Raw genomic sequence first — 23,642 nt, 5'->3', positions numbered from 1 at the left:
GGATCGCAGCCATGTCACTCGCAATCGCCACTTCGCACAAGCAAGCCGACAGCGCGATCTACCGCGCGACCATTCCCGCCGGCGAGCCCTGGCTGATGGAGGTCAAGGCCGGGCAGACCCTGCGCATCCTCGATCTGGAAGGCAATCAGGCCGTCGACACCTTGTTCTACAGCCTCGCCAACCCCAAGGAACGCTACGACGTGCAACGCACCTTGCGCCGGCAGAACAGCGTCTACCTGAGCACCGGCAGCGTGCTGTATTCCAACCTCGGCCAGCCGATGCTGACCATCGTTGCCGACACCTGCGGGCGCCACGACACCCTCGGCGGTGCCTGCGCGCAAGAGAGCAACACCGTGCGCTACGCCCTGGAAAAACGCTACATGCACAGCTGCCGCGACAACTACCTGCGCGCCTGCGCCCACGACGGCCGATTGAGCAAAGGTGACATCGGGCCGAACATCAATTTCTTCATGAACGTGCCGGTAACGGCAGATGGCGGGCTGAGCTTCGAGGACGGGATTTCTGCGCCGGGCAAGTACGTTGATTTGCGCGCGGAGGTGGACGTCATCGTGCTGATTTCCAACTGCCCGCAGCTGAACAATCCATGCAATGCCTACAACCCGACCCCGGCGGAGTTGCTCGTATGGAACTGACCATCAGCCGCTTACGCCGTTGGCTTTTTGCACTGTGCCAGGCGCGTTCCGGGCAGTGCCTGAAATCCACCGGACAACCCTGAACCCTGTGGGTTTGTGGTGGGTTGGAGTGAAGTGTGTGTTTTCCATCCGGGACGGCCCGGATGTCTGTCGAAAAACAGCGGGACGGCCCGCTCCCCCTTCAGGGGTTATGCCATGTTCGAAAAAATCCTCATCGCCAACCGTGGCGCGATTGCCTGTCGCATCCTGCGCACGATCAACGTGCTGAAGGCCCAAGGCGTCGCCGTGTACTCCGAAGCCGATGCTGCCAGCCTGCACATCTCCCAGGCCGCTGAAGCGTACAGCCTCGGCGAAGGCGCGGCGTCCGCGACGTATCTGGCGATAGACAAAATCCTCACGATCGCCAAACAAAGTGGCGCCACGGCGATTCATCCCGGCTACGGATTTCTCTCCGAGAACGCAGCGTTCGCCGAAGCCTGCGAAGCGCAGGGCATCGCCTTCATCGGGCCGACGCCGGAGCAATTGCGGGTGTTCGGCCTCAAGCACACTGCTCGCGCCTTGGCCAAACAGCACGGCGTACCGATGCTCGAAGGCACCGACCTGCTCGACAGCCTCGATTGCGCGCTGAGCGCCGCCGAACAGGTCGGCTACCCGGTGATGCTGAAAAGCACCGCTGGCGGTGGTGGCATCGGCATGCGCGTGTGCCGCAGCGCGAGCGAGTTGAGCGAGTCGTTCGAAGCCGTGAAACGCCTCGGCCAGAATAACTTCAGCGACGCCGGCGTGTTCATCGAGAAGTACATCGAACGCGCGCGGCATCTGGAAGTGCAGGTGTTCGGCGACGGCTGCGGTGAAGTCATCGCTCTCGGCGTGCGCGACTGTTCGGTGCAGCGGCGCAACCAGAAAGTCCTCGAAGAAACCCCGGCGCCGAACCTGCCAGAAGGCATGGCCGATGAGCTGTGCGCAGCGGCGATCAAACTGGCGCAAGCAGTGAATTACCGCAGCGCCGGCACCGTCGAATTCGTCTTCGACAGCGAGGGCCAGCGCTTCTATTTTCTCGAAGTGAACACGCGGTTGCAGGTCGAGCACGGCGTCACCGAACAGGTGTGGGACGTGGATCTGGTGCGCTGGATGATCGAGCTGGCCGCTGGTGATCTGCCGCCGCTGAACGAGTTGTATCAAGGCCTGGAACCGCAGGGCCATGCGATTCAGGCACGTCTGTACGCGGAAGATCCGGGGCGTGATTTCCAGCCGAGCCCGGGCCTGCTGACCGCTGTGCAATTTCCGCCAGCCAACGGCGTTGAGTTGCGCATCGACACCTGGGTCGAGGCCGGTGTAGAAATTCCGCCGTATTTCGATCCGATGATCGCCAAGCTCATCGCGTGGGCGCCGAGTCGCGAACAGGCTCGCGCCGAACTCCATCAGGCATTGGGCGATAGCCTGCTGTACGGCGTGGAAACCAACCGCGATTACCTGCGCCAGATTCTGCTCGATACTCCATTCGCCAGCGGTCAGCCGTGGACCCGTTGTCTGGAAAATCTGCTGTATCACGCCAACACCTTCGAAGTACTCAGCGCCGGTACGCAAACCAGCGTGCAGGACTATCCCGGACGCCTCGGCTACTGGGCCGTCGGCGTGCCACCCTCGGGGCCGATGGACAGCCGAGCGCTGCGCCTGGGCAATCGTCTGCTCGGCAATGAACAAGGCGCCGCCGCACTGGAAATCACCATGAGCGGGCCGATCCTGCGCTTCAATTGTGACGCGGTGGTCGCGGTGACCGGCGCGCCGATTGCCTTGACCCTTGACGCTGAACCGGTACCGATGAACACCGCGCTGCTGATCCCGGCCGGCGCGACGTTGCAGCTGGGCAGCATCAGCGGCGCCGGCGCGCGCAGTTATCTGTGCCTGCGCGGCGGCGTGCAGGTGCCGGATTATCTGGGCAGCAAAAGTACCTTCACCCTCGGCCAGTTTGGCGGGCATGGCGGTCGCGCGTTGAGGGCCGGTGACGTGTTGCATGTGCCGGCATTGGCCGAGCGCAGCGCCGGCCAGCAACTGGCCGAACAGCACATCACGGCGCTGCCGAGCGTGCGCCAGATCCGGGTGATCTACGGCCCGCACGGCGCACCGGAATACTTCAGCGAAAACTACATCGCCACATTCTTCGCGACCCAGTGGGAAGTGCATTTCAACTCCAGCCGCACCGGCGTGCGCCTGATCGGACCGAAGCCTGAGTGGGTGCGTGAGGATGGCGGTGAAGCGGGTCTGCACCCGTCGAACATCCATGACAATCCGTATGCGATTGGTGCGGTGGATTTCACCGGGGACATGCCGGTGATCCTCGGCCCGGATGGCCCGAGCCTGGGTGGGTTTGTCTGCCCGGTGACGGTGATCGAGGCGGATCTGTGGCAGCTGGGGCAGCTCAAGGCGGGCGATAAAATTCAGTTCATCCCCGTCGACCTCTGCACCGCCCGCGATCTCGCCCTGAAATGGGATGCCCCCTGTGGGAGCGAGCCTGCTCGCGAAAGCGTCGCCCCAGACAAATCGATATTGACTGACACGGCCTCTTCGCGAGCAGGCTCGCTCCCACAGGGTTTGATGTCGCCTGTGGTGTTGGCGTTGGGCCAAGGCGATCAGCGACTGGTTGCACGGGTTTCTGGCGACACTCATCTACTGCTGGAAATCGGCGCGCCGGAGCTTGATCTGGTCCTGCGCTTTCGCGCCCACGCACTGATGCAGGCGCTGGAAAGCCAAGCCCTGGATGGGGTGATCGACCTCACCCCGGGCATTCGCTCGCTGCAAGTGCACTACCAGCCGGAGCAACTGCCGCTGGCCGATCTGCTCGGCATCATCGCCGGCGAATGGGACGCGGTGTGCGCCGCAAAAGATCTGCAAGTGCCGTCGCGCATCGTGCACTTGCCGCTGTCGTGGGACGACCCGGCCTGCCAGTTGGCGATCGAGAAATACATGACCACCGTGCGCAAGGACGCGCCGTGGTGCCCGAGCAATCTGGAGTTCATCCGGCGCATCAACGACCTGCCGAACCTCGACGAAGTGCAGCGCACGGTGTTCGATGCGAGCTATCTGGTGATGGGCCTTGGCGACGTTTACCTCGGCGCGCCGGTGGCCACGCCGCTCGATCCGCGCCATCGTCTGGTGACCACCAAGTACAACCCGGCGCGTACCTGGACCGCCGAGAATTCGGTGGGCATCGGCGGCGCCTACATGTGCGTGTACGGCATGGAAGGCCCGGGCGGTTATCAGTTTGTCGGGCGCACCCTGCAGATGTGGAATCGCTATCGCGAAGTCGCCGCGTTCGATGGCAAACCGTGGCTGCTGCGCTTCTTCGATCAGATCCGCTTCTACCCGGTCAGCGCTGAAGAACTGCTGCGCATCCGCCGCGACTTCCCCCTTGGGCGCTTCGATCTGAACATCGAACACAGCCAGCTCAACCTCGCCGACTATCAGGCATTTCTCAGTCAGGAAGCCGAGGGCATCAGCGCTTTCCGTGCGCAGCAACAGGGCGCGTTCAAGGCTGAACGCGAGCGCTGGATCGCCAGCGGCCAGGCGCATTTCGACAGCGAAGAAGCCGTGCCTGACGCCAGCGAAGAAGCACCGCTGCACAGCGGTGAACACAGCGTCGACAGCCACATCGCCGGCAATCTCTGGCAGGTGCAGGTCGAGACCGGCCAGCGCGTCGCGGCGGGCGATGTACTGGTGATTCTCGAGTCGATGAAGATGGAAATCCCTGTCCTCGCGCCGCTGGCCGGCGTGGTGCGCGAGATCCGCGTGCAACCCGGTTCGGCGGTGCGCGCCGGACAACGGGTGGCGGTGCTGGAACTCGACTGAAGCCATTTCTGAAAAGGATCAACTGATGAATCTGCAACTCGATGCACTGCGCCAGGCCTATCGCAATGGCGATACCACACCGCGCCAACTGCTGCTGCAATTGCGCGAAAAAGCCGCTGCGCTGAATCCCGACTATCACCTGTTCATCCACCTGCTCAGCGTCGATGAACTGGAGCCGTATCTGGCCGCCCTCGACGATCGTGACCTCGACAGTCTGCCGCTGTATGGCGTGCCGTTCGCGATCAAGGACAACATCGATCTGGCCGGCATTCCCACCACCGCCGCGTGCCCGGCGTTTGCCTATGTGCCGCAGCAGTCGGCGAGCATCGTCGAGCAGCTGTTGGCGCTGGGGGCGATTCCGCTGGGCAAGACCAATCTCGATCAGTTTGCCACCGGCCTCAATGGCAGCCGCTCGCCTTATGGTGCGTGTCCGAACAGCGTTTTGCCCGAGTATCCGTCCGGCGGCTCCAGCGCCGGCTCGTCACTGGCAGTGGCGCTGGGTGTGGCGAGTTTTGCCTTGGGCACTGACACCGCTGGTTCCGGGCGAGTGCCGGCGGCGCTGAATAATCTGGTGGGATTGAAGGCGAGCAAAGGCCTGATCACCACCGCCGGCGTGCTGCCGGCGTGCCGCACGCTGGACTGCGTAACCACCTTCACCGCGACTGCTCGCGAGGCCAGTCAGTTGCTGGCGCTTACGGCCAAACACGATCCTCGCGATGAATACAGCCGAGGAAATCCGGCATGGAACGACGGCTCGGCATTTGGCGCGCCACGGCCGTTTCGCTTCGGCGTGCCACGGGCGCAGGATCTGGAGTTTTTCGGTTGCAGCGAGGGGCCACAGTTGTTCGCAGCGGCCATCGAACGGCTCAAGGCCTTGGGTGGCGAAGCCGTCGAGCTGGACTTGTCACCGTTTCTGGAAGCGGCGCGGTTGCTTTACGACGGGCCGTGGGTCGCCGAGCGTTACAGCGTCGCCGGTGAGCTGATGGAGCAGAATCCCGAAGCGGTGCTGCCAGTGATCCGTGCGGTGCTGGCCAAGGCTCCGGCAGTGACTGGCGTGCAGACCTTTCGCGCGCAATATCGATTGCAGGCACTGAAGGCCCTCTGCGACGAGGCCCTGGAAAATCTCGACTGCGTACTGACGCCGACCATCGGCCGTCCAGTGACGTTGGCCGAGCTTGAGGCCGAGCCGGTGCTGCGCAATTCCGAACTGGGCTATTACACCAACTTCATGAACCTGCTCGACTACGCCGCCGTGGCCGTGCCGACCGCATTCATGAGCAATGGTCTGCCGTGGGGCGTGACGTTGTTCGGGCGGGTGTTTACCGACCAGTATCTGTTGAGCGTGGCCGATGCCTTGCAGCGCCAGCACGACAGTGCCCTGCCAACTCCGACGAACCCTGCGCGCAATGATCGCGCTCGATTGGTGGTGTGTGGCGCGCACCTGCAAGGGCTGGCGTTGAACTGGCAACTGACCCAGCGTGGCGGGCGCTTGCTGGAAACCACGTTCAGTTCGCCGGACTATCGACTGCACGCCCTCGCCGGCGGCCCGCCATTGCGGCCGGGGATGGTGCGGGTCAAGGATGGCGGCGAGGCGATTGCCGTGGAGGTTTGGGAGTTGCCGAGCAGCGAATTGGGCTCGTTTCTCACCGGGATTCCGGCGCCGCTGGGGCTGGGTAAGGTGCAACTGGCGGATGGGCGCTGGGAGAGCGGGTTTATCTGTGAGCCGTATGGGTTGGAGGGTGCGGTGGATATCAGTCATTTGGGGGGATGGCGGGCATACCTCAAAACCCTGGCCTGAATCTGTCGCCCTGTGGGAGCGAGCCTGCTCGCGAATGCGGTATGTCATTCAACATTGATGTGGCTGACCCACCGCCTTCGCGAGCAGGCTCGCTCCCACGGGTTCTGGCCCCCCCCGAATAAAGGAACGACCATTCACGCCGCACAGGGAGCAGTTATTTGCGCGCAGTGCCACTAGAATGCATCCCATCGGGCCACTGCCAACGGATCTGCCATGCCGCTTCGTTCTCCCTTGTACTCGCAACGTTCACTGGTGCTCACCCTGGTTGCCCTGCTCGGCGCCGGCTTTCTCGCTACGTCACTGTTGAGCTATTTCGCCTCCCGCGAGTCGATCCGCGACAACATCGTCAACACCGAACTGCCGCTGACCTCCGACACGGTCTATTCGGAAATCCAGAAAGATCTGGTCCGGCCGATCCTGATTTCCTCGATGATGTCCCGCGATACGTTCATGCGCGACTGGGTGGTCAATGGCGAGCAGAATCCCGAGCAGATGACCCGCTATCTCGACGAGGTCATGACCCATTACGGCGCCTACACGGCGTTCTTCGTTTCCAATGCCACGCTCACCTACTACCACGCCAAAGGCGTGCTCAAGCAGGTCAAAGTCGATGAACCGCGCGACACCTGGTACTTCCGCGTGCGCGACATGCAGGACCCGTACGAGATCAACGTCGACCCGGATCTGGCCAACAAGGACAACCTGACGTTCTTCATCAATTACAAGGTTTACGACTACCACAACCGCTTCATCGGCGCCGCGGGCGTGGGCCTGACGGTGGACGCGGTGATCAAGCTGATCGACAAGTATCAACAGCGCTATCAACGCAGCGTGTACTTCGTCGATACCTTCGGCCGCCTCGTATTGACCGGTGCCGAGGGTGGCCCGGAAGGCGCGCACATCGGCCAGAGTCTTGGCGAACTGGAGAGCATGAAAAGTCTGGTCAGCCAGTTGCCCAAGCCGCACAGCGGCAGCTACGAATATTCCACTCAGGGCCAAGGGCATTTTCTCAACGTGCGGTTTATCCCCGAGTTGAACTGGTACCTGTTCGTCGATAAACGCGAGGACGGCGCGCTGAGCGAGATCCGCCAGTCGCTGTATCTCAATCTGCTGATCTGCCTGCTGGTGACGTTGATCGTGCTGGCCTTGCTCAATCGAGTGATCAAGCGCTTCCAGGCGAAGATTCAGGCGCACGCCACCCTCGACAGTCTCACCGAACTGCCGAACCGACGCGGTTTCGACATCCTCGCCGCGCAAGCGCTGCACGAGGCCCAACGGGAAACCAAGCCGCTGACCGCGTTGTTGCTCGACCTCGACCACTTCAAAGCGTTGAACGACACCTACGGCCACATGGCCGGCGATCAGGTGTTGATCGGTTTCGCCCGCGACCTGCAAAGTTGCCTGCGTCACGCCGATATCGTCTGCCGCTGGGGCGGTGAGGAGTTCATCGTTCTGTTGAAAGACACCGACGGCGAGACCGGGCAGAAAATTGCCGAGAAGATCCGCCAGCACGTCGAACAACACGAATATGCCTACGATGGCCACAGCCTGCATCTGACCGTGAGCATCGGCGCCACCACCGTGCAACGCGATGACACCTTGCACAGCTTGCTGTCCCGAGCCGATCATGCGATGTACCGCGCCAAGCAAACCGGGCGCAACCGCACCTGCATGGAAATGCCGCACTCGACCTATGCCTGATAACGACGTCAAACCCGACCAATGCCCGGCCTGCGGTGCGCGCAACGATTGCAGCCTCGCCGACCCGCGCACCGCCGACCGCGAATGCTGGTGCTATGGCGTGACCATCGACCCGGCGGTGCTCGAAGCGCTGCCGGCCGAGCTGCGCAATCAAGCCTGCCTGTGCCCGCGCTGCGCACAGGTCGAAGCGCAACTACAAGCAGGCCGGCGGCCGATCCCGTAAGATGCGCGGCCCTTCATCCGTTGAATCCTGACCATGCGCGTCGACCGCTTCCTCAGCAATCTGCCCCGCTACAACCGTCAGCAGGTTCGCCTGTTGCTGGTGGAAAAGCGCGTGCGGATTGACGGAAAAGTCGTCAGCGACCCGCACAGTGAGGTGCTGGAATTCAGTCGGGTCGAAGTCGATGATGAGGTGCTGCAAAGCGGTAAACCGGCGCGCTATTTCATGCTGCACAAACCGCCGGGTTGCGTCAGCGCCACCCGCGATCCGCAGCATGCGACCGTGCTCGACCTGCTCGATGAACCGCACAAGGACGATCTGCACATCGCCGGACGTCTGGATTTCAATACCACCGGGCTGCTGCTGATCACCAATGACGGCGCCTGGTCGCGACGCCTGACGCAGCCGCAAACCAAACTGTCGAAGGTCTATTACGTCGAAACCGAACAGGACATCGACCCGAGCTACGCGCTGAAATTTGCCGCGGGCATTTACTTCGCTTTTGAAGATCTGACCACGCAACCGGCGCAACTGGAGCTGCTCGGCCCACGCTCGGCGCGACTGAGCATCGTTGAAGGCCGCTACCATCAGGTCAAGCGCATGTTTGGGTTTTTCAACAACAAAGTCCTGCGCCTGCACCGCGAATCCATCGGCGAACTGACCCTCGATCACGCGCTAAAACCGGGCGAATACCGCGCTTTGCGCACCGAAGAGATTCATTTGTTCTAAGCCGGCGACCGCTCAGCCGAAGTTGTCGAACAATTCGCCGACGGCACTTGCGTGATCCTGAGTCCCCTGCTTGAATCAGGACGTCGGCCGAAATGTGACCGATGAGTCACTACATACTTCCAAGAAACTTTTTGTCGGTCGTCTGCCCTCAAGGGCTGCGCCTCAGCCGGCAATCTGCCCGCCAATAACAACACCCGTCGACCTGCCGTACCGGATCGACATGGGCCAGCAAATTTCAGGCGTATGCCTACCTGTCACAAAGCTCGTGCAATCTCGATTGCGCGCATACCCGCTTGCTTGCCAGGAGTCTTATGACATGAGGCCAGAAATCGCTGTGCTGGATATACAGGGTCAGTATCGGGTTTACACGGAGTTCTATCGCGCAGACGCCGCAGAAAAGACCATCATTCTGGTCAACGGCTCGATGGCCACGACTGCGTCGTTTGCACAGACCGTGAAAAACCTGCACCCGCAATTCAACGTGGTCTGCTATGACCAGCCCTACGCGGGCCGCTCAAAAGCCCACAACCGGCATGAGAAACATCTGACGAAGGAAGTCGAAGGGCAGATTCTCCTGGAGCTGATCGATCACTTCGCCGCCGAACACGTGCTGTCGTTCTCCTGGGGCGGCGCCGCCACTCTGGTCGCCCTCGCCCAGCAACCGCGGCGCATTGAAAAAGCCGTGATCAGCTCGTTCTCCCCGGTAATCAATGCGCACATGCTCGATTACCTTGAGCGCGGCGTCGATTACCTCGGCAGCCGCGACGGCGACCGGGTCGGTCATCTGGTCAACAACACCATCGGCAAACACCTGCCGTCGCTGTTCAAGCGCTTCAACTATCGCCATGTCAGCAGCCTCGCCGAGCATGAGTACGGGCAGATGCACTTTCACATCAACGACGTGCTGCACAGCGATCGCCAGTGCTATCTGAATGCGGCGAAAAAGATCAGCGTGCCGGTGCTGTTCCTGAATGGCGAATGGGACGAATACACCGCTGCTGAAGACGCACGCCTGTTTGGCAATCACGTAGCGCACAGCAGCTTCACCACCCTGCAAGCCACCGGGCACTTCCTCGACATGGAGCACAAGGCCGCCTGCCGCGACAGCCAGAACGCTCTGCTGGGCTTTCTGAAACCTGCGCCGCAAGCCAGCCGAACGCGCTACTCGTTTGTGCAGGATCACCATGCCCTGGCCATTTGAAACAGCGTCATCGCGGCAAGGCTGCAAGCTTGAAGTGCCTGTTGCACCGGCGCAGCCCTTGCTCGCGATCGACCGATTTCTGCGCGGCAAAGCCCTCGCAGAGAAAAGAAAACTTCAAATCCGTGGCCGAGTCTGGTACAAAGTCAGCCGCTCTGAGCGGGTATAGTTTAGTGGTAGAACGAAAGCTTCCCAAGCTTTAGATGAGGGTTCGATTCCCTCTACCCGCTCCACCGAATATTGATCTCGCGTTGTGTTGTCTGACGGGGGATGCAGGAATAGAAAAAAACGGCCTTGATGGCCGTTTTTTTTGTGTCTGGAGTTGAAGCGTGCTGGCGGTGAAGACTTCCGGAAAATTGCCGAGCCCCTCCTCCCCGGATTACTTCTCGAAATCCTGATGCAGCCTCGCCAGTACATTGAAGATCGGCTCCCCGGCTTTGTGCGGGACATTCAATCGAGTGAATACTTTCCTCCAGTCGGCGAGCGCAGCGAGAGTCTGCTCGATGTATTCCTCGGCCTTGAGGTATTTGTAATCCTTGCAGATCTCCAGGATCCGCTTGCGCGTAGGCTTGCCGGGAGTGCGGCCACCGAAGTCAGTGGTGTGCTCGCCCATGGCGTTTGCGAAGGTCAGGTCGTATGCCGGGGACAGCGTCCAGGTTTCTCTCTCGCCTTTTTTTTCAGGATTGTGGCAGAGAAAGGCAAAGTTCTTCGCATGGTCGTCATGGTTGTGAGACAGCGCATTGAAGATCATTAACCTGGCCATCTTTTCCACTTCGACGGAGCTTCTGGTCAACACCTGAGTGAGCTTGAGCAGGTTCGGGTAGTCGATGGATGACAATGCGCGGTAGTCCGCGTACATGAGCGCCGAGACGGTCATCATGTGAATCTTGCGCTCGCCGTCGCGGTCGAAGCGCTGGGTTGCGAAGAAACGCTCAACCTCGCCGCCAGGCATCTGCACATCCAGAAGATCCGATTCAGCCATGGTCACTCCGGCGGCACGAGCCATCTCGGCATAGGCGAGTTCGATGCCGCCGGTTTCAATCGGTTCGTACAATGCCCTGAACTTCACGATCCAATGTGCATAGCCCTCGAGCAGGGCATCAAAGGCCGAAATTGCGTGTTTTTTGTCGGCAGACAGCGCCACGATTGCCTTCGGTCGTGCGCCCCCCGGTGAGCCACCAGCCAGACGCAATTTGGTAAGCACTGCAGGGGTCTCACCCTCTTGAACTTCGATTGAAGCTTCGTAGAGTTGGCAAATATCCAAAGGGCCTGTGAGCTCTGTTTTTTCCGCCTTCGGCTGATATTCAAACGCACCCATACTGCGCTCGCCCATATAAGCAAGGCGATTAAGCGCTGTGAGGGTTAGGTGGGTGCCGTCACCGAAGGTGCTGTCGAAATATCGATCCATCAGCAGCATGCCCCAGCCGTCAGGCAGTGAATCGGCGAACGGTCCGTGTAGCCCTTCGAAGAGGCTGGTGTTCCTGGCCAACTGGGGCTTTTCGTCCCAAGCCATTGTCAGCGGCGAAAGATTGTAGCCAGTGGCAAGCCAACCCGGATCGTAAGCGAAGTAAATCCCCCGGCCCGCGACTCTGACCAGCTCGCCAACCTTGGCGCCCTCTTTCAAAACATTCAGCGCTTCTGTGTGTTTGAAAGGCTTGATCATCAGCGCATCCCTCTCTTGCGCCTGGCATTCTTCAGCTCATCCAGCGAGCTCGGTTGCTCTGGTTTGAACAGCTTGGTCACAGCGTTGAGTTCATCAAGCGCAGTGGCTATCAGGATCAAAGCCTCCAACGTCACGAGCCCGGTCGCTTCGAATCGCTTGATGGTGGATTCGGAAACCCCCGCCTTTTCTGCGAGCGTCTTGCGGGAAAGGTTTTTGGAGAGCCGCAGGATTTTGGCGTTTTCTCCGACATTTCTAGCGATCTCAGCCGGCGAGTGAAGCAAATGCATGAATGACATGGCAAACCCTTCCAATTCTTAAGGATCTTAATTGAGCCATTGTAGCTATCTAATCTTCCTTAAGGATCAGATATGACCATTTTTAAGTAATTTTCACTAATTCCGTGGAGCATTAGAGATCTTCTGATTGCTACACCGCTGACACTGAGGATTACGCGCGTGGCCGCTTTTGTCACCGCGAATCTGACTCTCCGCAATGCAGTCATATTTGGCAACGTAATGATGAACACAGCGTTTGTCGTGCCGTTCAGATCGCCGCTCATGTGGTTACCAAAGCGGACATCATTTATGGACATCAAACCCATTCGGAGCACTGAAGACTTGTCCGCAGCATTGCTGCGTATCGAGCAGATCTGGGGCGCTGAGATGAACTCGCCGGAAGGCGATGAATTGGAAATTCTCGCTCGGCGGGTGGGGGAGTATGAGGAGCAGCAATTCCCGATTCCCCCTTCCGAGCCCTTTCAAGAGGACAAACCTGGTATTGATCAGCGGTTTTGACGCTGCACTAGCCGAAAAACCGGTCGCAACGACCGGTTTTTTTTGCCCGGAAATCAGCGCCGGCTAACCGACCGGCACCACATTATCCAGCGCCCGATTCACCGCCAGCTCGCCCAGCATGACGACCTGGGCGATGCCGAGCAGGGTTTTGCGCTGGCTGCCGTCGAGCATGGCGGCGAAGTCGCCGAGCATGACGCTGGCCGAGCCGAGGGATTCGCTGGCGTTGACCAATAGCGACTCGGTGTCGGTGCTCGGGTTGACCATGAACATGCTGCTGGTCTGGTATGGCGGTGAGCTGGTTTTCGGCGAAATGAGGTAGTGGTCGAGGGCGCGTTCGGCGGCTTCGTGGAGTTTTTTCGAATCGAGGGACTCGTACGGAGAGGCCGGATCGGTTTCCGGTGGATTTGGCGTTACCTTGAACATGGAATCTTCCTGTAGTGGTAACTGCAACCGTCCCGCTGCTATACGAAAGGGTGGCAGCTGTACGCAAGTTAGCAGACCGGTAGGAAGTCCAAAACCCGGCGCACCCGAGGGTGCCATGCGCACAGCCACCATCAGTGCAGGCGAAGCCTGACTGGAAGGTACATGTGCAACCGTTGGTCAATCCTGGCCGGGCTGCTAAACCCGATCACTGGAAATCAGTGACGCGAACCAAGTTACCGACCGCCCTCCAGGCGCACAAGCCGGCGGATTCTGGCGTACCGGTAGGCAGCGGCGCAAGGATTTGTAGGCATCGGGACGTAACGCAATTCAGCTTTAAACAGCCATGGCGCACCACGTGTAAAAGCCTGGAAAACAGAAGGAAATTTCCGACGAGTTCAGCGTGAACGAGTTGAAAGGATGCCAGAGGACGATGATGGTGGCGGTGCAGCGGTGATCGGATTTGCATGCGCCAAGAAGCCCCTCACCCTAGCCCTCTCCCGAGGGAGAGGGAACCGACCGGATTGCTTTCAAAGGATGCGCTGACCTGAGATAACGTGGCGAACTCAAGAAAGTTAGAGGCGTGATTCAGCGAGTCGCAACAATAAACAAACGTGGAAACGGCAGCAGCACCGAGCCGTCAGCCAAGGCCGGATAAGCCTTGGCAACTTCCGCCAGATACCGCTGCAGATACTGCGCCCGTTCCTCCTCGGCCAACGGGTTCAGAAACGGAATCAAACCACTGCCCTTGAACCACTCCACCACCCCCGCCGCACCATCGCGAAGTTGGTGATGATAGGTGGTGCGCCACACATCGACCCGCGCGCAGTGCGGGCGCAGCATTGAAAAATACTCACTGGCACTGGCCATGTCGGTACGCTGCCCGGCAGCGTCTGCCAACTTGCTCGCCCACGGCCCATCGGCGGCGATGTCACGCATCAAGCGGTGGGACGGTTCGTTGAGGTTGTCCGGCATCTGAATCGCCAGGCTGCCACCATCTGAAAGCTTGCTGGCCAGGGCTGGCAACAACGAAGCGTGATCAGGCACCCATTGCAGCACCGCATTGGCGAAGATCACATCGAACGGGGCTTCATCGGTCCACTTGTCGATCTCGGCCACCTCGAACTGTACATCGGGCAAGCGCTTGCGCGCGGCGGCGATCATGTCCGCCGAACTGTCCAGGCCACTGACCCGGGCCTCGGGAAAACGCTGCACCAGCAACTCGGTGGAATTGCCCGGCCCGCAACCAATATCCACCACCGCCCGGGCGTGCGCCGTGGGTATCGCCGCCAACAGATCACGGGCCGGACGGGTGCGTTCATCTTCGAAAGCGACGTATTGCTGGGCAGACCAACTCATTGCGTTCTCCTGTTGGGTGTTCAATTGCTTTTCACGATACAGGCAGCATGAAAGGCAATTCCAGTGCGAACGTTGCATGAGGTGTCTGATTGAACGGTCGACTCTCCATCAATCGTAATAGCCGACAGTTTTTTTCAGATGATCCGAGAACTCATAGATGTCATCCACCGAGTTGATCGCATGACGGGTCTCGTTTTTTTCTTCATCGAAGATGCCGAGATACTTTTGTGATCGATTGAAATGCAAACGGCAGATCGGTTTGCGATTGTTGTCGTCCAGCAAGATACCGAAATAGCTCTGTGTATCGCGCTGAACAATGCGCTTGGCATCGACGACAGATCGAACCAACGCCCGAACGATGTGATAGCCCTCCAGCTCTTCCAGCGTTGTTAAAACCTTGTCATCTGATTCGTCACGCGGATCTACCGGATCAGTTCCGGCAGAAACTAATGGCAGGGAGGCCAACGCTGGCTGGATAGCGCCGCTCATGGCCGATTTGAGCCGATCATTGATCTGGTCATTCAAAAATTGACCGACAGCTTTTCTGGTCAGCTCGTGAAACTGGTCGCGCACTTTCTGCGTGATCACGCCGTCATAAACCCGAGAAGCGAAAACCTTTACAAAGTCATCGTCCGGCTTGCTGACCTGCGCGGCGAGGACCTTTTTGATTTGGCTGACATATTTCAACTCCCCCGCTGCATTGATGATGGAATCAACATCAAAAGCTGACTTCGTCAACTTTACCAACTCGGGGACTGAATACTCATCAATGTCCAACAAATCCAATTCAAGGAACGGTTTCTCATCCATTTTATTCGGCGCGTCCAGATCGGTGAAAAATTTATAGACTTGGCCGTTGGTAAGAATGGAGATTCGAGCGCTGGTGACATGGAAATATCGGAACAACTGTGAGGCGTGATTGATGTGCAACGATTCACCGATCTTTTTGCATTCGATCAGAATCTGCACTTCCCCCTCTTTCATGATCGCGTAGTCGATCTTCTCGCCTTTTTTGGTGCCGATATCGCAGACGAATTCGGGGGTCACCTCAGTCGGGTCAAAAACGTCGTAACCCAGAACCGTGCTGATAAAAGGCATGACGAATGCATTTTTCGTTGCTTCTTCAGTCTGGATCGCAGCGCTCTGCAAGCGGACTTTTGCGGCTAGGCTGGCTAACTTTTCGAAGAATTCCATGAGGCGCCTCTTACGGGTTTCTATCCGTGGAATGAGCTGATGGCAGTTTGGTTTGACTGCCATTTGATACTAGACCTAAACCTCCACAATGAAAGGTGTCCATATATAAGCCTAAGATTGGCAAGTCCTAACCCAGGTATTGAGTGAACGGAGAACTTGTAAACAGAATTTTCAGCGCAACGCCGATGTCTGAATTTCAAGCTCCCAAAACAAGGACTCCCATCATGAAATTCGCAAAAATTGCCCAAAAACTTGCCCTGTGGGCCGGTAGCCCGAAGACGTTCATGGGGGCGTTGATTCTGATCGGGTTGTGGGGTTTGAGCGGGCCGATTTTTGGTTACAACGACACTTGGCAACTGATCATCAATACATCGACGACGATCATCACGTTCCTGATGGTGTTCCTGATTCAGAACACGCAGAACCGTGATACCGACATTCTGCACTTGAAACTCGATGAGCTGCTGCGGGTGAACAAGGAAGCGCAGAACGCGATGCTCGGGCTGGAGGCGCTGGATCTGAAACAGCTTGAAGCGCTGCGCCGGCATTACCGCGCGCTGGGTGAGAATCAGGTGTTTGATCTTGAGGGGCTTGGCGACAAGAGCAAGCCAAAGCAGGATTTGAATGAGTGCTGAGCAAGTAAACACACCCTGTGGGAGCGAGCCTGCTCGCGAAGACGGAGGGTCAGTCAAAACATCATTGACTGACAGACCGCTTTCGCGAGCAGGCTCGCTCCCACAAAGGAAACATGCATTTCAACTGAAGGCTTCGTTCGCGCTGCAACAATACAGCGAGGCTAGCGACTGGCCTGCAACGCGCGGGCCTTTTCCAGATGGCTTTGCAGCTTCGGCAAAGTCTCATCGGCAAACGCTTTGATTTCCGGCACGTCGGTGGTCTGTGCCTGTTGCTCGATCTGGGTGATGGCCTCTTCGGTCGCCTTGACCTGACTGGCGGCGTAGGCCTGATCGAAAGTCGCGCCGTCCTTCACTTCCGGCATCAACTCTTTGGCCTTGTCGGCGAGTTCTTCGCGGGGGGCAACCGGCAGGTCGAGCTTCTTGGCGATTTTCGCCAAATGCTGGTTGGCCGTGGTGCGGTCGTTGATGACGACGATGGTGTAATCCTTCACCTCTTTGGATTCAGTCTTGCCGTGGGCCAGACGGCTGGCTTCGATGTCGGCCATGCCTTTGGCAGAGGCATCGTTGATGAATTCGGCAGGCGACTGTGCGAACGCAGTGCTGGCGCACAGGCCCAGCAGAGTCGCAAAACTGGCATTACGTAAACGGGTGGCCATCCGGCTCATGGTCGCGCCCTCCTTCGTTGATAATTCACGCGGGCCGAGTTTCACCCGCTGCTCAAAATGCTCGCGGCGGACAAGCGTCCGCCTCTGTTAGGAATGCTTTAACGGTCAAAGGTTTAGAAAAACCGGGCGAGGCGCGACGAACGGCGTTTGTATCAGCCCTTGTTCGGCAGCAGCCCCGGCAGCGCGTGCATCAACGCATTGATGGCGAAGCCGATAAACATCACGCCGCATAAACGGGTGATGAGCAGCTCATGACGCTGATACACCGTGCGCACCCGCTGCGCGCCGACCACGCCGATGAGGATAGCGTAAGCCAGCGCACCGCCGATAAAGCTCAGGGCGATCAGCGCCGGCAGCATCGACCAATTAAGCAGTTCGGCGCGGCTCGACAGCAGCGCCGTAAAGGTCGCCACCGCCACCGGGTACGCCTTGGGATTGGTCAGGCCGAAGACGATGCCGTGCCAGAACGGCTGCCGCGCCGCGCCTTGCGCCTCGTCGCCGCTACGGCGTTGGGCACGCACCGCACGCCAGCCGAGCCAGAACAGGTACACCGCGCTGAGCACGCCGAGGACATCGAACGCGGTGCTGCCGATTTCCTGCGCACCGACAATCGCCACCAGCGCGGTACTGCACCAGATCACGTCGCCGAGCAGATGCCCACACAGAAACCCCGCCCCGGCCCGCCGCCCATGGGCCGCGCCAATCCCGAACACCGCCAGCACGCCCGGCCCGGGGGTGATCCCGTAGATGAAACCCGAAGCCAGAACGGCCAACAGCAATGATGGAGTCATGGAAAACCTGCGAGCGCCAGAACACGTGGCGGCCAGTCTATATCAGCCGACTGCGCCCGATCACTGCGCGTCGTTAAAACGCATGCCGGGGTACGGTTTTTGCCGACACGCAGCCAGCCGCGATTGCAAATCGCCGACATGGGCTTCCAGCTTGTGCCCGTCGGGGTCGAGAAAGTAGAACGACGCGCCCTCGCTACGGTTGTCTCGCCACTGCGGCACCTGAGCCGATTTCAACGTCTCAACCAGTGAAGTGAAGTCTGCCGCGCTCACGCTCAAAGCGTAATGGGTATAGTCCGCGCCCGGCTCCCCACTGCGCTGAGGATCTTCTGACAAGCACAACCACAGTCCGGGCAGTGACAAATAGGCGCCGTTATCCCACGTCGCTTCGACGTTCAATTGCAGCACATCGCGATAAAACGCCAGACTGCGCTGCAGATCGCGGACGGCCAGGGTCAGGTGGTTAAGACCGGTAAGCATCGAATCAGTAACCTCTGAGGTCTTCGGGAACGACATATTGCTGGCCGTCGTAGGCCAGGGTGACCTGGGTGTTCTTCAGTTTGGTGGTTTTCGAAGCGCATTGTTTGCCCGAAGTGAAAGACTCCATCAACGAACCACTGGAACTGACGATCAGATCCGCAAACCCGTTGTGGCTGGATGAGCCGATTTCGACAGTCCTGCGAATGCGTGTGTCTCGCGTATCGCAGTCCCCGGTACCCTCACCGAAATCCTTGCGCACCACCAGGCCTTCCAGCACTGGGCGTAAGCGATTGCCTTCGCGAACATACAAAGCCAGGTCGGTTTTGGAGTACGGATTCGCTCTGGAACCGTGGCTCATGAACGTCGATCGCAGCCCGAACGCACGGACATCCGCCGCCAAGCGGTAACGCGCCGTATCGATGATCAGATCATCGAAGCTGATCGCATCGGAGTTGTAAGCGCCGGGTTTGGCATAACGGGCGACTGTGTTGCCCGTCGTGGCGTTGATTACTGACAGTGCCAGATCGAACACGCCGTCTTGAGCACCCGCGGAATCGGGAACGAAGGTGGCCTTCGCTGCAATTGATTGAGTGTTGAACGCAGGCCAGATTTTGCAGCGCGAGAGAGTATGGCCGTCGAATTTTTTTACTTCGCAAGCGGCATGGACCTGGGCCGTAAGCGCGAACAAGCCGAGGGCGATATAGATTCGGAGATGCAGATTCATGATTCTTCCTTGAAGTATTCGTATCAGTAACACCAGTCAAATGCCCTTGAAACCTTGCGGCAAAACGTAGGTTTTGCCGTCATAGCGCAACGTGGTCAGTACCGGCTTTTCGTGGGTAGTTTTCGATTCGCAGGCGTCAGCCGGTCCCTCACCGACCAGGCCCATGGTGACCGAGCGGACAATGATATCGGCGTAACCATGGGAACTGGTTTTGCCCATCTCAAGCGTACGCACCGTCTCCGAGCGCTCTCCGGCACAATTGCCATCCCATTCGCCATTGAAGCTGTAGACGACCAAACGATCCAGCACCGGGCGCAGTTTGTCGCCCTCTTTCACGTAGAGCGACAGCAAGATTTCATCCAGCGGATTAACGCGTGACGAGCCTTTGAAATGGGCGCGAACGCCGAAGGCACGCAGGTCTGGCGTGAGTTTATAACGCGCCGTATCCAGCTCCAGACTCTCCAGCGCGATGGCATCGGAGAGAAACGCCGACGGCTGATGGTAGGTTGCCAGCGGCTTGGGGCTGCCAGCCGTAGTGACGGCCAGGCCCAGATCGTACGAGCCCACGCTGCCGTCATGGCCATAGACGGGATCGGGCACGAACGTCGATAGCGCGGTAATCGTCAGCTGCGGATAAGCCGGCCAGTTCTTGCACAAAGAAAAGTCCGCTTCCCCACTGAGCGCAGGCGGCGTGCAATCGGCCCACGCCTGCCCAGCCACCAACCACCCGCAGAGCGCCGCAGCGCTGATCCATATGGACTTCATTGTCACTTCCTGCTCCTTGAAGATATTTCCAGGCGCGCACTATCCCTTTCTGCATCGGAGGATTCAACAGATCTGGCCAGCGAATCCTCTCATGTGTCTGAAGTCGGAATTCGCGAGCAGGCTCGCTCCCACAGGAAAGCCGCATTGCAAATGTGGGCGCGAGCCTGCTCGCGAAGGCGTCATCGCCAACGCCGCAAATCTCAATACTTGTCCAGCGTGCGCAACTTCTGCGGCAAGCCCCACAGCAGCAACGCTGCGGCGATCAGCGCGGCGACGCCGATGACGTACAGCGCCGGGGTGGTGCTGCCGGTGAGGTCCTTGATGCGTCCGACCATGACCGGGCTGACGATCCCGCCGAACTGCCCCAGGGTATTGATCACCGCGATCCCGCCCGCTGCGCCGGCACCGGCGCCCGCCAGCAGTTTCGGTGGGAGGGTCCAGAAGCTCGGGATCGAAGCGATGATGCCGGCGCCAAGCAGGCCGAGCGCGACGATCAGGAAGGTCGTGTGGCTGGCGAAGATTCCTGCGCTGAAAAAGCCGATTGCGCCGACGATCACCAGCCCGGCGACAAACTTGCGCCGCTCACCAGTGGCATCTGACAAGCGCCCGATCACGACCATGCTGATCGCCCCGCAGATGTACGGAATGGCGGTCAGCAGGCCGATCATCACCGGGCTTTCGGTGCCGGCGCTGCGGATCAATTGCGGTGCCCAGAAATTCAACCCGTAGGACGCGACCTGAATCAGGAAGTAGATCAAACCCAACGTCAGGAACCCGGGAATTTTCAGCGCCGCGAGCAATGAGCCGCCGCTCTTGTGTGGCTCGTGATGGGCGATGCGGCTGGAGAGCAACTTCTTCTCGTCAGCGGTGAGCCAGTGCGCATCCTCGATGCGGTCCTTGAGCTGCGTCAGCACCAGGAAACCGAGGGCGATGCACGGCACGCCACCGAGCAGGAACAACCAGTGCCAGCCGCGCATCTCCAACACGCCGTCGAGGTGTTGCAGCACCAGCCCGGAGAACGGCGCGCCGACCAGCCCGGCGAATGCCGAGGCGAGAAACAGCATCGAGGTGATGCGGCCACGGAAGTGCTGCGGAAACCACAGGGTCAGGTAATACAGCACGCCCGGGGCAAAACCGGCTTCCATCGCGCCGATGACGAAGCGCAGCGCATAGAACTGCCATTCGCTGTTGACGAAGACCATCGCCGCTGTCGCCACGCCCCACGACATCATGATCCGCGCAATCCAGCGCCGTGCGCCGACCTTGTACAGCATCATGTTGCTAGGCACTTCGAACAGCACATAACCGACCACGAACAGCCCGGCGCCCAAGCCATACGCGGTGTCGCTCAGGCTCAGGTCGGCCTGCAGCTGAAATTTGGCGAAGCTGATGTTGATGCGATCGAAAAAGGCGAACAGGTAGCAGACCATGATCAGCGGCATCAACCGCCAGGCGACTTTGCTGATCAAGGCTTTTTCGGCGTCGTGATCGACGGACGGATTCACGCCCGCCTCCATTACATTGAGGCTCATAGATTTTTCTCCAGGCGGACTGCCGATGGGCGTCCGATTGTTTTTGTTGTCTGGTTACTGCTGAATGCTTTTGAACTGTGGGAGCGAGCCTGCTCGCGAATGCGCCAGATCAGTCGATACCGATGTTGAATGACACACCGCGTTCGCGAGCAGGCTCGCTCCCACAAGGGTTTTGTATCTTCAGGTCGGCATCGGATGCAGATCGCAATTGCGCCCGGCCTTGGCCAGTTGGCCGGGCACATCGTGGCCCAACAGCGCCGGCAAGCCGCGCGAAAGCTTCAGCAACAGCGGCAAATCGATCCCGGTGGGAATGCCGACTTCATCGCACAGGTTCACCAGGTCTTCGGTGCAGATGTTGCCCGACGCCCCCGGGGCAAACGGGCAGCCACCGAGGCCACCCAGCGCCGCATCGAAGCGCCGCGCGCCGGCCTCGTAAGCGGCCAGCACATTGCACAGGCCAAGGCCGCGGGTGTTGTGGAAATGCAGGGTCAGATCGGCCGGCGAAACCCGCTGCAAAACGCGCCGCACCAAGCGATCGACCTGACGCGGATTGGCCATGCCGGTGGTGTCGGCGAGGCTGATGCCCTGAATGCCGAGCTCTTGATAAGCGTCGACAATTTGCAGCACGCGATCCTCGTCAATCTTGCCTTCGAACGGGCAGCCGAACGTGGTGGCGATGCTGCCGTTGAGGCGCACACCTGAGCCGCTGACAAACGCAACGATGTCAGCGAACGCCGCCAGCGACTCTTCGCAACGCATGCGCATATTGGCCAGGTTATGGGTCTGGCTGGCAGACATCACCAGGTTCAACTCATCGGCATTCGCCGCCAGTGCCCGTTGCGCGCCTTTGAGGTTGGGGATCAACGCCACGTAAATAACACCCGGCTGACGCTGAATGCCGCTGAACACTTGCTCGCCGTCACGCAGGGCCGGAATGGCTTTGGGCGAGACGAACGAGCCGGCTTCGATGCGGCTGAATCCGGCCTGAGACAATTGATTGATCAGGGCGATCTTGTCAGCGGTTTCCACCCACGTCGGCTCGATCTGCAAACCGTCGCGGGGCGAGACTTCCTGGACGATCAGGGTTTGCGAATAGTCAGTGATCATTGCACCACCCCCTGGCCTTTCAGACGTTCGATATCGAGTTCAGTCAGGCCAAGATTGGCGAGAATAGCGTCGGTGTGCTGGCCCAGTTTTGGCCCGGACCAGTTCACCCCGCCGGGCGTCTCCGAGAGTTTGGGGACAATGCCGGGCATCTTCACCGTTGCGCCGCCGGGCAACTCGGCATCGAGCAGCATGTCCCGCGCCTGATAGTGCGGATCGGCGACGATGTCAGCCACCGAGTAGATGCGCCCGGCCGGCACTTCAGCGGCTTCGAGGGCGGCCAGTACCTCGTCGATCGGCAGGCTGCTGGTCCAGTGTGTGATGGCCGCATCGAGCAAACCGCTCTGCGCCGCACGGCCGTCGTTGTGGGCGAATTCCTCTGCCTCGGCCAGGTCTGCGCGGCCGATCGTGTGCATCAGACGCTTGTAGATCGGGTCGCTGTTGCCAGCAATCACCACATAAGCGCCGTCGGCCGTGAGGTAAGTATTGGAGGGCGCGATACCCGGCAGGGCACCGCCGCTGCGCTCGCGGACATGGCCGAGCATGTCGTATTCCGGCACCAGACTTTCCATGACGTTGAACACGCTTTCCGCCAGCGACACATCGACGATCTGCCCACCGCCCTGCCCGGTCTTGACCCGCAACAGCGACATCAGCGCGCCGATCACCGCGTGCAGCGAGGCCAGCGAATCGCCGAGGCTGACGCCGACTCGCGCCGGTGGCGAATCGGGATTGCCGGTGGTGTAGCGGATGCCGCCCATGGCCTCGCCAATCGCACCGAAGCCGGGCCGGTCGCGGTACGGGCCGGTCTGGCCGTAGCCGGAGATACGCACCAGGGTCAGGTTCGGATTCAGGGCATGCAGCACGTCCCAGCCCAGACCAAGTTTTTCCAGCGCACCGGGACGCAGGTTTTCGATGATCACGTCTGCATCACCGGCCAGTTGCTTGACCAGTTCGATGCCTTCAGCGGATTTGAGATTGAGCGCCAGGGATTTCTTGTTGCGCGATTGCAGGTACCACCACAGCGAAGTACCCTCGTGCAGCTTGCGCCATTTGCGCAGCGGGTCGCCCTGACCCATGGCTTCGATCTTGATCACCTCGGCGCCGAACTCGGCAAGCATGCGCGCGGCAAACGGCGCGGCGATCAGGGTGCCGATCTCGATCACTTTGATTGCACTCAAAGGGGCAGTCATCGCGGGTACCTCTTGTTCTTGGAATATGTCGCCAAGGCTAGAGGAACGATCGTCAGCGAATCCAGCCGTCTCTCGGCAATGGGCGTTCGCGAAATGCGAATGCTCCGCTGTGATTGCGTGGTGAATTCAGGGCCGCCTTCGCGAGCAGGCTCGCTCCCACAAGGTCCTGTAGTGGTTTCAGATT

Annotated in this window: 22 protein-coding genes and 1 tRNA gene; 10 read left to right on the top strand and 13 right to left on the bottom strand. The window is 59.6% G+C overall.

The window, feature by feature from the left end:
- Positions 1-11: 11 nt before the first annotated feature.
- The 8 genes from HU724_RS07400 (at position 12) to HU724_RS07365 (ending at position 10,375) form a co-directional block, all read left to right on the top strand.
- A complete protein-coding gene (locus HU724_RS07400) occupies positions 12-653 on the top strand; it encodes an urea amidolyase associated protein UAAP2 (RefSeq protein WP_186568313.1) in 642 nt (213 codons plus the stop codon).
- A 195-nt stretch (positions 654-848) separates the two neighbouring features.
- A complete protein-coding gene (gene uca, locus HU724_RS07395) occupies positions 849-4,496 on the top strand; it encodes an urea carboxylase (protein WP_186568311.1) in 3,648 nt (1,215 codons plus the stop codon).
- Between the two features lie 25 nt (positions 4,497-4,521).
- Entirely contained in the window at positions 4,522-6,294 is a 1,773-nt protein-coding gene (gene atzF, locus HU724_RS07390) for an allophanate hydrolase (protein ID WP_186568309.1), read from the top strand.
- Positions 6,295-6,507: 213 nt separating this feature from the next.
- Positions 6,508-7,995 (top strand): sensor domain-containing diguanylate cyclase, encoded by a 1,488-nt coding sequence (locus tag HU724_RS07385; protein WP_186568307.1) that lies wholly within the window; start codon positions 6,508-6,510, stop codon positions 7,993-7,995.
- Complete coding sequence (locus HU724_RS07380; protein ID WP_186568305.1) at positions 7,988-8,218, top strand: cysteine-rich CWC family protein; 231 nt, start codon at positions 7,988-7,990, stop codon at positions 8,216-8,218. The genes HU724_RS07385 and HU724_RS07380 overlap by 8 nt, the downstream gene beginning before the upstream one ends.
- 33 nt (positions 8,219-8,251) lie before the next feature.
- Positions 8,252-8,944, top strand: a complete 693-nt coding sequence (locus tag HU724_RS07375; protein WP_186568303.1) for a pseudouridine synthase — start codon at positions 8,252-8,254, stop codon at positions 8,942-8,944.
- A 316-nt stretch (positions 8,945-9,260) separates the two neighbouring features.
- Entirely contained in the window at positions 9,261-10,145 is an 885-nt protein-coding gene (locus HU724_RS07370; RefSeq protein ID WP_016771295.1) for an alpha/beta fold hydrolase, read from the top strand.
- 156 nt (positions 10,146-10,301) lie between these two features.
- A tRNA-Gly gene (locus HU724_RS07365) sits at positions 10,302-10,375 on the top strand.
- Between the two features lie 146 nt (positions 10,376-10,521).
- Here HU724_RS07365 and HU724_RS07360 read toward each other — a convergent pair.
- Positions 10,522-11,805, bottom strand: a complete 1,284-nt coding sequence (locus HU724_RS07360; RefSeq protein ID WP_186568301.1) for a type II toxin-antitoxin system HipA family toxin — start codon at positions 11,803-11,805, stop codon at positions 10,522-10,524.
- Positions 11,805-12,101: a helix-turn-helix domain-containing protein gene (locus HU724_RS07355; protein WP_110602078.1), complete on the bottom strand. Its 297-nt coding sequence runs from the start codon at positions 12,099-12,101 to the stop codon at positions 11,805-11,807. The genes HU724_RS07360 and HU724_RS07355 overlap by 1 nt, the downstream gene beginning before the upstream one ends.
- 159 nt (positions 12,102-12,260) lie before the next feature.
- Between HU724_RS07355 and HU724_RS07350 the strand changes: the two genes are divergently transcribed.
- Positions 12,261-12,599 carry a hypothetical protein gene (locus HU724_RS07350; RefSeq protein WP_186568299.1) on the top strand — a complete coding sequence of 113 codons (339 nt, stop codon included), beginning with the start codon at positions 12,261-12,263 and terminating at the stop codon, positions 12,597-12,599.
- Positions 12,600-12,662: 63 nt separating this feature from the next.
- On the opposite strand, the gene HU724_RS07345 is transcribed toward HU724_RS07350, so the two are convergent.
- The 3 genes from HU724_RS07345 to HU724_RS07335 all read right to left on the bottom strand — a co-directional run bounded on the left by HU724_RS07345 (position 12,663) and on the right by HU724_RS07335 (position 15,572).
- On the bottom strand, positions 12,663-13,022 hold the full coding sequence (locus tag HU724_RS07345; protein WP_186568298.1) for a DUF6124 family protein: 360 nt from the start codon (positions 13,020-13,022) through the stop codon (positions 12,663-12,665).
- 585 nt (positions 13,023-13,607) lie between these two features.
- Complete coding sequence (gene tam / locus HU724_RS07340; protein ID WP_186568296.1) at positions 13,608-14,378, bottom strand: trans-aconitate 2-methyltransferase; 771 nt, start codon at positions 14,376-14,378, stop codon at positions 13,608-13,610.
- A gap of 108 nt (positions 14,379-14,486) precedes the next feature.
- Positions 14,487-15,572 carry a type I restriction endonuclease gene (locus HU724_RS07335; protein ID WP_016771300.1) on the bottom strand — a complete coding sequence of 362 codons (1,086 nt, stop codon included), beginning with the start codon at positions 15,570-15,572 and terminating at the stop codon, positions 14,487-14,489.
- 224 nt (positions 15,573-15,796) lie between these two features.
- Here HU724_RS07335 and HU724_RS07330 point away from each other — a divergent pair, with 224 nt between their 5' ends.
- Positions 15,797-16,207: a low affinity iron permease family protein gene (locus HU724_RS07330; protein WP_016771301.1), complete on the top strand. Its 411-nt coding sequence runs from the start codon at positions 15,797-15,799 to the stop codon at positions 16,205-16,207.
- A gap of 161 nt (positions 16,208-16,368) precedes the next feature.
- On the opposite strand, the gene HU724_RS07325 is transcribed toward HU724_RS07330, so the two are convergent.
- From HU724_RS07325 to HU724_RS07290, 8 genes are all read right to left on the bottom strand, one after another.
- Positions 16,369-16,872 carry a DUF4142 domain-containing protein gene (locus HU724_RS07325; protein WP_122691681.1) on the bottom strand — a complete coding sequence of 168 codons (504 nt, stop codon included), beginning with the start codon at positions 16,870-16,872 and terminating at the stop codon, positions 16,369-16,371.
- 152 nt (positions 16,873-17,024) lie between these two features.
- On the bottom strand, positions 17,025-17,663 hold the full coding sequence (locus tag HU724_RS07320) for a LysE family translocator (protein WP_186568294.1): 639 nt from the start codon (positions 17,661-17,663) through the stop codon (positions 17,025-17,027).
- A gap of 60 nt (positions 17,664-17,723) precedes the next feature.
- The gene (fos, locus tag HU724_RS07315; RefSeq protein WP_137215396.1) at positions 17,724-18,140 is read right to left on the bottom strand and encodes a fosfomycin resistance glutathione transferase; all 417 of its coding nucleotides are present in this window, start codon (positions 18,138-18,140) and stop codon (positions 17,724-17,726) included.
- 4 nt (positions 18,141-18,144) lie between these two features.
- Entirely contained in the window at positions 18,145-18,864 is a 720-nt protein-coding gene (locus HU724_RS07310) for a PA3715 family protein (RefSeq protein WP_186568291.1), read from the bottom strand.
- Between the two features lie 36 nt (positions 18,865-18,900).
- Positions 18,901-19,635, bottom strand: a complete 735-nt coding sequence (locus HU724_RS07305) for a PA3715 family protein (protein WP_186568289.1) — start codon at positions 19,633-19,635, stop codon at positions 18,901-18,903.
- Between the two features lie 194 nt (positions 19,636-19,829).
- Entirely contained in the window at positions 19,830-21,161 is a 1,332-nt protein-coding gene (locus HU724_RS07300) for an MFS transporter (protein ID WP_186568288.1), read from the bottom strand.
- 180 nt (positions 21,162-21,341) lie between these two features.
- Positions 21,342-22,268, bottom strand: a complete 927-nt coding sequence (locus HU724_RS07295) for a hydroxymethylglutaryl-CoA lyase (RefSeq protein ID WP_186568286.1) — start codon at positions 22,266-22,268, stop codon at positions 21,342-21,344.
- Positions 22,265-23,458, bottom strand: a complete 1,194-nt coding sequence (locus HU724_RS07290) for a CaiB/BaiF CoA transferase family protein (RefSeq protein ID WP_123442951.1) — start codon at positions 23,456-23,458, stop codon at positions 22,265-22,267. The genes HU724_RS07295 and HU724_RS07290 overlap by 4 nt, the downstream gene beginning before the upstream one ends.
- Between the last annotated feature and the right edge of the window lie 184 nt (positions 23,459-23,642).

Source organism: Pseudomonas iranensis, from assembly GCF_014268585.2.
Taxonomy (GTDB): Bacteria; Pseudomonadota; Gammaproteobacteria; order Pseudomonadales; family Pseudomonadaceae; genus Aquipseudomonas; species Aquipseudomonas iranensis.
Note: the sequence above shows the minus strand (reverse complement) of the source record. Positions and strands in the feature narration are given on the sequence as shown.